General features: G+C 67.5%; 11 protein-coding genes and 1 pseudogene (1 of these 12 only partly in view). All 12 read right to left on the minus strand.

Going from position 1 to position 9,753, the window contains the following annotated elements; all coding sequences use genetic code 11:
- Positions 1 to 4: 4 nt before the first annotated feature.
- Positions 5 to 793, minus strand: a complete 789-nt coding sequence (locus Q0326_RS11835) for a coniferyl-alcohol dehydrogenase (protein WP_298690575.1) — start codon at positions 791 to 793, stop codon at positions 5 to 7.
- The gene (locus Q0326_RS11840) at positions 787 to 1,020 is read right to left on the minus strand and encodes a hypothetical protein (protein WP_298690577.1); all 234 of its coding nucleotides are present in this window, start codon (positions 1,018 to 1,020) and stop codon (positions 787 to 789) included. The genes Q0326_RS11835 and Q0326_RS11840 overlap by 7 nt, the downstream gene beginning before the upstream one ends.
- Positions 1,017 to 1,874 carry an SGNH/GDSL hydrolase family protein gene (locus Q0326_RS11845; protein WP_298690579.1) on the minus strand — a complete coding sequence of 286 codons (858 nt, stop codon included), beginning with the start codon at positions 1,872 to 1,874 and terminating at the stop codon, positions 1,017 to 1,019. Before Q0326_RS11845 ends, Q0326_RS11840 begins: the two co-directional genes overlap by 4 nt.
- Before the next feature lie 5 nt (positions 1,875 to 1,879).
- Complete coding sequence (locus tag Q0326_RS11850) at positions 1,880 to 2,710, minus strand: SDR family oxidoreductase (RefSeq protein WP_298690582.1); 831 nt, start codon at positions 2,708 to 2,710, stop codon at positions 1,880 to 1,882.
- Between the two features lies 1 nt (position 2,711).
- The gene (locus Q0326_RS11855) at positions 2,712 to 3,431 is read right to left on the minus strand and encodes a 2-oxo acid dehydrogenase subunit E2 (protein WP_298690585.1); all 720 of its coding nucleotides are present in this window, start codon (positions 3,429 to 3,431) and stop codon (positions 2,712 to 2,714) included.
- 1 nt (position 3,432) lies between these two features.
- The gene (locus Q0326_RS11860; protein WP_298690588.1) at positions 3,433 to 4,521 is read right to left on the minus strand and encodes a Zn-dependent alcohol dehydrogenase; all 1,089 of its coding nucleotides are present in this window, start codon (positions 4,519 to 4,521) and stop codon (positions 3,433 to 3,435) included.
- On the minus strand, positions 4,518 to 5,768 hold the full coding sequence (locus Q0326_RS11865) for an MFS transporter (RefSeq protein ID WP_298690593.1): 1,251 nt from the start codon (positions 5,766 to 5,768) through the stop codon (positions 4,518 to 4,520). The genes Q0326_RS11860 and Q0326_RS11865 overlap by 4 nt, the downstream gene beginning before the upstream one ends.
- A 90-nt stretch (positions 5,769 to 5,858) precedes the next feature.
- On the minus strand, positions 5,859 to 6,659 hold the full coding sequence (locus Q0326_RS11870; RefSeq protein ID WP_298690596.1) for a helix-turn-helix domain-containing protein: 801 nt from the start codon (positions 6,657 to 6,659) through the stop codon (positions 5,859 to 5,861).
- 180 nt (positions 6,660 to 6,839) lie between these two features.
- Positions 6,840 to 7,556, minus strand: a complete 717-nt coding sequence (locus Q0326_RS11875; protein ID WP_298690598.1) for a DUF2889 domain-containing protein — start codon at positions 7,554 to 7,556, stop codon at positions 6,840 to 6,842.
- Between the two features lie 2 nt (positions 7,557 to 7,558).
- Positions 7,559 to 8,719 carry a thiolase family protein gene (locus tag Q0326_RS11880; protein ID WP_298690601.1) on the minus strand — a complete coding sequence of 387 codons (1,161 nt, stop codon included), beginning with the start codon at positions 8,717 to 8,719 and terminating at the stop codon, positions 7,559 to 7,561.
- Positions 8,716 to 9,120, minus strand: coding sequence for an OB-fold domain-containing protein (locus Q0326_RS11885; protein ID WP_298690604.1), 405 nt, complete (start codon positions 9,118 to 9,120; stop codon positions 8,716 to 8,718). The genes Q0326_RS11880 and Q0326_RS11885 overlap by 4 nt, the downstream gene beginning before the upstream one ends.
- A gap of 4 nt (positions 9,121 to 9,124) precedes the next feature.
- A pseudogene (locus tag Q0326_RS11890) lies at positions 9,125 to 9,753 on the minus strand (cytochrome P450); its annotated part runs 348 nt beyond the window's last position; the annotation flags it as partial.

A 9,753-nucleotide genomic window follows, 5' to 3' on the forward strand; every position in this document is an offset into this window, starting at 1 on the left:
GAGACTATCGGCCGCCCAGACTCCGCGCCGCGGCGAAACCGCCGTCGACCGGCAGGTTGACCCCGTTGATGTAGGAGGCCGCGGGACTGTTCAGCCAGAGCAGCGGCCAGGCCTGTTCCTCGGGCGTCGCGCGGCGGCCGATCGGGCGTGTCGTCGCATTGATCGCCGCGGCGGGAACCCTGCCCTCGATTTCCGCCAGCATCGGCGTCGCGACCGCGCCGGGACTGGTGCAGTTGACGCGGATGCCGCGTGCGATCAGTCGCTGCGCCGCCTCGAACGTCCACACCGTCAGCGCTTCCTTGGCGAAGGCATAGGCGTTGGTGACGGTGTCGCGATGCGCGTCGTACCAGTCCCAGCCCGCATCGAACCCGTCGGTCGCTATGAAGCCGCGATGGTCTTCTAGTCGTGCAGCCCAACCCAGGCCACCGTTCGACGCCGTGCCGACGATCGCGCCGCCCGCCCGCATCCGCGCGGCGACCCGGTTCGTCAGATCGCGCGTTCCGAGGAAGTTGACCCGAATGATCGCATCGGCCTCTTGTGTCGGCGCGAGTCCCGCGCAGTTGAACAGCGCGTCGATCGATTCGGGCAGCGCCACCCCCGCGATCGATCCGGGATCGCTGAGATCGATCGTCTGGAAGCCGGCCAGCCCCGCGGTCGGTCGCCGGTCGAGCCCGTACACTTCCGCGCCGAGCGCGACGAGCAGCGCCGCCGTCGCCGCACCGATCCCCGATGCACAGCCGGTGACGATCACCCGCCGCCCGCGATAGTCAAATGCCCCGCCAGCATTCAGCATATGTCCGCTTCCTCGACCACGGGCCGGCTCTCCCGCGTGCCGCGCATCCGTGATGCCGGATCCTTCGGGTCGTCCGCGATCACAACGTGATCCTCGGCCACCCCGACCAGCGTCCCTACGAACGGCATGCCCGCCAGGCTACCGGTCACACGGTAGCTGACGGTATCGCCGATCGCGAAGGTCGCGGGGTCGAAGTTGAACGCGAAGGGGCAGACCTCCTCAGTCATTGGGACGGCCCTTTCAGCAACGCCGCGATCCGGTCGGCGATCGCGGTCGCGCCGGCGATCGTCGGGTGGAATTGCGTGCCATGCGCGTCGTTCCAGCCATTGACCCACGGCTCGCCCGAACAGGCGTGATGGTCGACGCCGATGTGCTCCATGTCGGTCAGGTCGGCGCCGGCTTCGCGCGCGGCGTCGCGCGTCGTCTCCGCCAGCTGGTGGCCGACCGCACGCATCGCCGTGACCTCGGCGGCGGACAGGTTCAGCGTCGCGCACGTCCCCGACGGCGGCAGGATCATCGGATAGGTCACCACGACGATCCGCGCACGCGGTGCACGCCGCCGTATCTCACGCAGCGTCGCCAGCAGGGTATCGTGCAATCCCGCGAAGTCGCGCGTCGCCAGCGGGCCCGACCAAAGCCGCCGCATGCCCCATGCGAGTAGCGACGAGCCCTTCGTACCCGCCGTGAACGCCAGATCACCGACATAGCGCACGTCGTTGCCGCCGCTGGTGATCGTCACGAGCCGCGTGCCCGGGCCGATCGCGTCGATCTGCGGCCCGAGGAACACCTGCCCACCAGTCAGCACGTGCCGCGTGGTCGCGCCCGAGCAGGTCATGTCCTCGAACGACAGCCCGAGCTTGCGCGCGAGCTGCGCCGGATAGCCGTTGGTCGATCGCTGGCAGACGAGCGGCGCGCCCTCGGCTCGCGGCCCGAGCCCTATGCCCGCTGCGAACGAACTGCCCAGCGCGACATAGGCCGCCCCGCCACGCGGGGGCCGTCGCCCCTGGATGTAAAGAAACGCGACGAGGACGAGCGCCAGCAACGCCGCGATGCCCAGCGCGCCACCGACCCAGACGATCACCCGCCTCATCCTGCCATCGACAGCATCGCCGCGGTGGTGCCGCCGTCGACGCGCAGATCAGTGCCGGTGATGAACGTCGCCGAGTCGCTGGCGAGAAACCGCGCGGCGAGCGCGATGTCCATCGCGGTACCAGGACGCCCGGCGGGCGCGGCATCGCGCGTCTCCGCGGCGCCGGGGGTCTGCTCGACCTCCTGCCGGCCCATCGGAGTCAGGATCAGTCCGGGCGAGATGCTGACGATCCGCGCGCCCTTCGCGCCCCACGCCACCGCCTTGCGCTCGACCAGACGCAGCACGGCACGCTTGCTCAGCAGATAGGCAAGACCCGACGCGCCTGCCGCGTTGCCCCCGGCCGCGGCCTCGATGATCGCACCGATCGTGTCGAGGAACGCGGTATCGAGCGGTGCCTTCAGCAGATCGGCGGTGCCGGGAATCTCGATCGGAACGTGACCCGCCGTCGAAGCGATCGCGACGACCACCGATCCGGGAGCCAATATCGGTTCGACCGCGGCGAGCAGCTTCTCGGTCGCAACGAGGTTGACCGACAGGATTGAACGCCAGTCGGCCTGCGACGGTGAGAGGCCTGCGGTGTGCAGGATCGTGACGGGTTCCCCGCTGCCCAGATCGGCCACCAGCGCGTCGAGCAGCGCCGTATCGCCGAGATCGCCGGTACGTGCGGCCCGCACGGTATAGGCATCGGCTTCTAGCTCCTCGGCAACCAGCGTCAGCCGGGCAGAAGCGTCGGTCAGCACCAGGTCGTGCGTAGCGCCGAACAGCCGCGCGCACGCGCGGCCCATGCCCCCCGCGGCACCCGTGACGAGGACTTTGCGGCGTGTCATGTCAATCTCCTGAGGATTGGGCGGCAAGCGCCGCGAGCGCATCGCCGATGCGCCGTACGAAGCGGGCGGCATCGGCGCCGTTGATGACGCGGTGATCGTAGCTGAGCGACAGCGGCAGCATCAGTCGCGGCTCGAAGGTCTCGCCGGTCCAGACCGGCTCTGTCCGGATGCCGGTGACGCCCAGGATCGCGACCTCGGGCGCGTTGATGATCGGCGTGAAGTAATGCCCGCCGATCCCGCCCAACGACGAGATCGAAAAGCATCCGCCCGACATCCGCTCCATCGGCAGGCCTTTCGCGCGAGCCAGCGTCGACACCTCGCGCAGTTCCGCCGCGATCGCGCCAACATCCTTGGCGTCGCAATCCTGCAGTACGGGCACAAGCAACCCGAGCGGCCCGTCGACCGCGATGCCGATATGGAAATAGCGCTTGAGCACCAGCGTCTCGCCGTCCGGCGCCAGCGATGCGTTGAACTGCGGGGATTCGCGAAGCGCCGCGACTACCGCCTTGATCAGATAGATAAGCGGTGATGCCTTGACGTTCGAGTGCTTGCGATACGCCTCGAGTGCGGTGACGTCGACGCTGTCGTGATGCGTCACATGCGGGATCGCGGTGGCATTGGCGACCATCGTCTTGGCGACGATCTTCTGGAAGCGCGTGCGCTTGGCGGTCTCTATCGTGCCGAACCCGGTTAGGTAGTCCTCGAAACTGGTGTCGTTCATCTCAGCTGTCCATGATGATGACGGAGCGGGCGATGCCGCCGCCGCGCATGTGGTCGAAGCCACGGTTGATGTCGGACAAGGCGATCCTCTCGGCGACAAGATCGTCGAGTTTCAACCGTCCGTCCAGATACCAGTCGACATAGCGCGGCACGTCGATGACCTTGCGCACGCCGCCCATCATCGATCCCTGAAGCCGCTTCTCGCGAAGCAGCTGCGCGGCGGGCAGTTCGATGCGGACGTCGGCGCGCGGCGCGCCGACGACGGTGGCAAGGCCCCCCTTGGCCAGCATGTCGAACGCCGCCTCGATCGTCGTCTTCAACCCGATCGCCTCGATCGCATGATCGACGCCGCGACCGTTGGTCAACGCCATTACCTGCGCGACGAGGTCGCCGTGGCTCGCATCGATCGTGTCGGTCGCGCCGAAGCTGCGTGCGAGGGCGAGCTTGGCGGATACGCGGTCGATCGCGATGATACGCCCCGCGCCCGAGATCGCGGCGCCGTTGATCGCCGACAGTCCGACGCCGCCACAGCCGATCACCGCGATGCTCTCGCCTGGCCGCACCTTGGCCGCATTGATGACCGCGCCAAGACCCGTCGTCACGCCGCAACCGATCACGCAGGCGCGGTCGAACGGCATGTCGCGACGGATCGGCACGACGCCACTCTCGTGCAACAGCATCAGTTCGGCGAACGCGCCCATGTTCCACCCCTGCGCGATCGCCTCGCCACCGATCGACAGCCGCGCCGGTTCCCCGGGCGTCCGTGCCGCTTCGGCAGGGTAGCAACGGTGCGTGTGACCGCCATGGCACTGCTCGCAATGGCCGCAGTTGAACGCGAGCAGGCCGATGACGTGGTCGCCCGGCTTCACCGTCTGCACCGCCGAACCCACCGCCTCGACGATGCCCGCAGCCTCGTGGCCCAGTACTGCCGGACGCGGAAAGGGGATGTCGCCGGTCAGGACATGAAGATCCGAATGGCACAGCCCCACAGCAGCGACGCGCACCAGCACCTCGCGCGCGCCGGGTCTGGCGATCGCGACGTCCTCGATCGTCATCGGCGCGCCGGTGTCGCGCAGGACGGCCGCCCTCATGCGACCACGGCCGCGGTGGACGGTGTGGGCGCCGCGTCGGTCGCGCCGTTCCCGGGCAATTTCGGAACGCACCACAGCATCGTCGTCGCGCCAACGACGAGTGGCGCGATCAGAATGAAAAACCCCGTATACGCGCCGGTGCGGTCGAAGATGATCCCGGCGGTCAGCGGACCGATCGCCGCGCATACCCCGAACACGGCACTGGCGACCGCATAGATCGTGGCGAAGCCGCTGCCCGCGAAATGCCGCGCGGCGAGATACACGACGACGTCGGTTTCGGCCCCCGCCGCAAGCCCGAGGACGACGACCGCGACGATCGCCGCATCGGTCGACCCTTGCCACAACAGCGCGCCGACGACGATTGGCAGCACGAAGATAGCGGTGCCGATCAACCGTGTCGGCAACCGGTCGAGCAGGAAGCCGGTGCCGACTCGACCGGCGATCGAGGCGATGCCGGTCAGTCCTGCGATACCCGCCGCAGCGGTTAGCGAGATCCCCTCTCCCCGCAGGATCGGCACGAGATTCGCGGTCAGGCCGAACGAGGCGATCGCGAACAACGCACCTGCTGCGGTGATGCAGACGAAGGTGCGCGACCGCAGCACGGGCAGGTAGCGGAACGCCTCGCCGGTCGTGGACACCGGGGGGTGCCGTCGTGCAGGTCCGACCCGGAACAGGAAGAGCGTCAGCGGCAACATCAATACCGGCCAGTAGAGCGCGAGCAGGACGAATGCCCAGCGCCAACCGACCGTCTGCACCGCCAGCGCGGCCAGCACCGGCCAGATCGCAATCGCAACGCCCACGCCAGCCAGCCCCAGCGCAAGCGCCAATCCACGCGACCGATCGAACCGCAGCGCCAAAGGTGTAATCCACACCGGCGGCGTGACCGCGACGGTCAGCCCGGCCTGCACCGCGCAGGCCGCGGCCCAGACGAACAGCGACCCGGTATTGACCCAACCGAGCGATGCCAGCCCGACCGCGGCCATGCCGATGCCCGACAGCGCGATCCGGCGCGGCCCGAACCGGTCGACCAGGCGCCCGACCATCGGCATCGCGACCAGCAACACGATCATCTGCAACAGGAAGGCCGAGGAGAATTGCGCGCGGCTCCAGCCGAACTCGGCGGTCATCGGCGCAAGGAATACGCCGCTCGAAAAGGCGAAGGTCGCGGAACCCGCGACCCCCAGCATCGCGACGAAGGGCAGCGGCCACGACGCGGCCCATTCATCGCGTGCGGACATGTCGTTCATGGTCTGCGCCGATTGTCCAAGGTCCGCCAGGGCTCTACTGTCGGTCGGAGAGCGAAAAGTGCGCCGCCGCGGACAGCGGCGCGATCGCGATCAGATCGCGCGCATCAACGGCATGCCCACATGCGGCAGCATGAACGGTTCGCTGGTTCCGTTCTGGGCCAGTTCGTGCCGCATCGTCGCCACGAGGGCTTCGGTATCGATGGACGCCGTGCCGGGATGGATCACGCCCAACGCCAGGGGGCGTTCGTTGAGACCGTGCGGCAACATCACCGCGGTCACACTCGCCCCGGCAACGAAGCCCGCCTCGCCGGTTGCGGCGCCGGCGCGGGCATAATCCACCACGCGCTGCGTCGTCGACGCATAATCGAACCGCTGCTCGGGTGCAGCCTCGGCATTCAGCCGCCAGAGCAGCTTGCGCGCCTTTTCGGGCCCGAACGTCGACAGCAGCAACAGACCCACCGCGCTCCCGCTCAACGATTCCGATGCACCGCTCTCGACGCCGTCGGACATCTGATCGGCACCCGGCGACCAGCGGAAGATTTGCGCATGCGTGCCCACCATCCCGAACAGCCCGACACCGCACCGCGTCGACTGGGCCAAGCGGTCCATGAAGGCGTAGATCCGCCCGTCACGCAACAGGTCGGGCTGCGCTGTGCTGCCCAAGGTCGCGAGGCGGGGCGTCGGCGAATAGGAACGCGACACCGGATCCTTGTAAAGCAACCCCATTTCAACGAGACTGGCCAGCAGTTCCGACGTGCTCGATTGCGGGCGATCGTAGCGACGAACGATGTCCATCACCGTCGCGCTGCGTTTGGTCGGCCCGAAATATTCGAAAACCTCGATCACGCGCTTCGCGATCTTCGTCTTGTTCGACTCCAGCACGGTTGCCACTGTCGCTCTCCTGTTTTTCGTTGCCGCCAACATCATCCCCGCGCTGTCCATCGTCAACTCAAAAATGAAGGTCCCTCTGTTTTTAGCAGCTATTCGTCGCATAAAACATTGCATCTATCGCGTTGCATTGTTTTCCAAGTGTGCTGCTCGGATGTTCGCGCACCTCGGGACCCGTATGGCTTATGCGGGAAAGTGTGTCGGCCGGTCCGCCAATGGGCCCGGGCCGTGCGAAAAATCGCTGTCGGCGTCCGGATTGCGCCGTGCGATCGCCGCCCGGTCGGGCTGGAAAGTGAAGCACGCGCCCGTGGCGAAGCGGCTGCCGGATATGCCGGCGGGAATGGTCATCTGTCGGCCGAACGACAGGATCGTCGCCCAGCGCAGGATTCGCGCCGCCTCGCGCAGCGCCGGGTCGAGACCGGCGATCCATCCGCCGATCGCGGCGAAGCTGGCCCCTTCGAGCTCCAGCGGCGCGAGCATCGCATCGCCCGCGATCGTCCAGGCGAGCCGTACGGTGCCCTCGGACGTCAGTGTCGCGGTCCGCGCTCCATCGACCGGGTCGGAGACGTGGATATCATAAGCGACGGCACGATCGTCGCCGGCATGCGCGGCGGCGAAGAGCGCCAGATCATAGAGATGAGTGCAGTTGCTGGTCTTCTCGCCGCGCCGGGCGGCCTGCGCGAGCGCGACACCGACGAACGTCTCGGTCAGCCGGTCAATCGCGCCCGGACAGGTCGTCCAGGGTCGCCGGGTCATCACGCTGTCGACTGCGGTGATCGTCTCGTCATCGTGCTTCAGCACGACGGTCATGCGATGCCAGTCGTCCTCGAGCTCCGCGGAGACGCGGCCCGACCTCGGCTCGATCAGAATCCGACGACGAAAGCCCGGACCGTCCGGCATCGTCAGTCGCGTGCGAGCAGCAGGGCCGTGGCGAGCGGGCCGCCGCCCGACGTCGCGACCGCGACGCGCGGATCACCCGCGATCTGGCGTGTGCCGCCCTGCCCTCGCAACTGCACCACCGCCTCGTGCGCGAAGCCGAAGCCGTGCAGCCGCCCGGCGCCGATCTGTCCGCCGAACGTGTTCATCGGCAATTCGCCGTCGAGCGCGATGCGGTGGCCGCCATCGATGAAGTCGCCGCCCTCGCCCAGCCTGCAGAAGCCCAGCCCCTCGAGCCAGGTGATCGCCTGGAAGCTGAACCCGTCGTAGAGCTGGACGGTATCGACATCCTTGGGCCGGTAATCCGTCGAGCGCCACAGCTCGGCACCCGTGGCGTAGGACGCCATCAGCTCGGCCTGGTCCCAGCTGTGCCGGTCGACCGCATAGGCAGAGGCGGCGAGCCGGATCGGGGTCGACTTCACATCGCCGAGCGCATCGCCCGCTGACAGGATCAGCACGGTGGATGCGTCGGTGTAGCGGTCGCAATCATAGAGGCAGAGCGGATCGGAAATCATCCGCGCGCCCATATAGTCGTCCATCGTGATCGGTTCACGCACCAGCGCGCGCGGGTTGAGCGCCGCGTGCGCGCGGTCGGTGATCGCGATCTGCGCCAGTTGCTCGCGCGTCAGGCCATATTTCTTGATGTGGCGCATCGCATATTGCGCGGTCCAGTTGGCGGGCGAATAGGCATCGAACGGCATCATCCACTGCATGAAGCCTTCCGCCGCCCCCCCTCGGGCCGGCGGATAGTCCTGCGGGCGTGCCGCCGCAGCGGCCTCGTACACCGTTCGGAAGCACAACACATGCCGCGCGCGGCCCGTCGCGATCGCGCCGGCCGCGTCGATCACCGACCCGAGCTGCGCCATGATTTCGAACCCGGCGGTGTACCAGCGCGCCTTGATGCGCAGTGCGTCGATCAGTTCCTCGGACCCCACCGGCGAAAATCCCGGCGGTTGCGCAGCTTTGCCCGGATAGCTCGCCACCCCGTCGATATCCCCGATCGCCAGCCCCGCATCGTCGAGCGCCTCCTTGATCGCGTCGACCGTCAGCAGCATCGGATGCCGCTCGATCCGCATGCCGACCTGGCTTTGCCCGATGCCGGTGACATAGGCGTCGCGCGCGCTCATGCGGTCTTCTCGAACAAGGGCACATACACCTCGTCATGCTGTTCGAACACGACGCGCACCGGATCGTCGATATCGACGTCGGCGGGATCGCAGCCCATCACGTTGCTCGTCAAAATGACGCCCGGCGCACCGTCGATCGCGATCCGTGCAATCACGAACGGCACTGTCATGCCGGGGTGCCATTTTTGGTGATTGACCGTGAAGCTGTGGACCACCCCCGTTCCCGCCACCGCTGCCGGCGCGACCGAATCGGACAGGCAGGCGGGGCAGACGGGTTGTGGCGGGTGAACGAAGGTGTCGCACGCGTTGCACTTCAGGAACCGCAGCCAGCCATCCGCCCCGCTCGTCCAGAAGAAGCGATTGTCGCGGTCGAGCCGCGGCAGCACGCGGAAGGCCGGCACCGGCTCAATCCCAGCGCAACGGCAGCGAATCGATCGCGATGATGTTGCCCGAATGGAACTTCACCGGGCTGCTCTCGTCGAGCCGGAACGCCGGCAGTCGCGCCAGCATCTGCTCATAGAGCACCTGCAGCTCGATCCGCGCGAGATGCGAGCCGAGGCAGCGATGCGGCCCCGCGCCGAACGCGATGTGCACCTTGTTCTCGCGCTTCAGGTCGAACGCGTCGGGGTTCGGGAATTCACGCGGGTCGAGATCGGCGCCGGGCAGGAAGATCATCAGCTTGTCGCCTTCCTTCACCTGCCAGCCGCCTAGCTCGGCGGCCCTGGCCACGCGCCGTGTCGGCACCGTGAAGGTATAGCGACGCAGCAGCTCTTCGGCCGCCTCGACCACCAACTTAGGGTTCGAGCGCAGCTCCTCCTGGAATTCAGGATGCATGGCGAGATGACGGACGCCGAAGCCCATCCCGTTGATGACGGTATCCAGCCCGGCGATGAACAGCAGGACGGCATAGTCCTCCATCAGTTCGAACGTCATCGGCTGGCCATCGATCTCGGCCTTCCACAACAGGCTGATGAGATCGTCGGCGGGTGCGTCGCGGCGCGCGGCGATCACGTCCTTCATCGAATCCGCGACCT

This window comes from uncultured Sphingomonas sp. (assembly GCF_937859915.1).
Classification (GTDB): Bacteria; Pseudomonadota; Alphaproteobacteria; order Sphingomonadales; family Sphingomonadaceae; genus Solisphingomonas.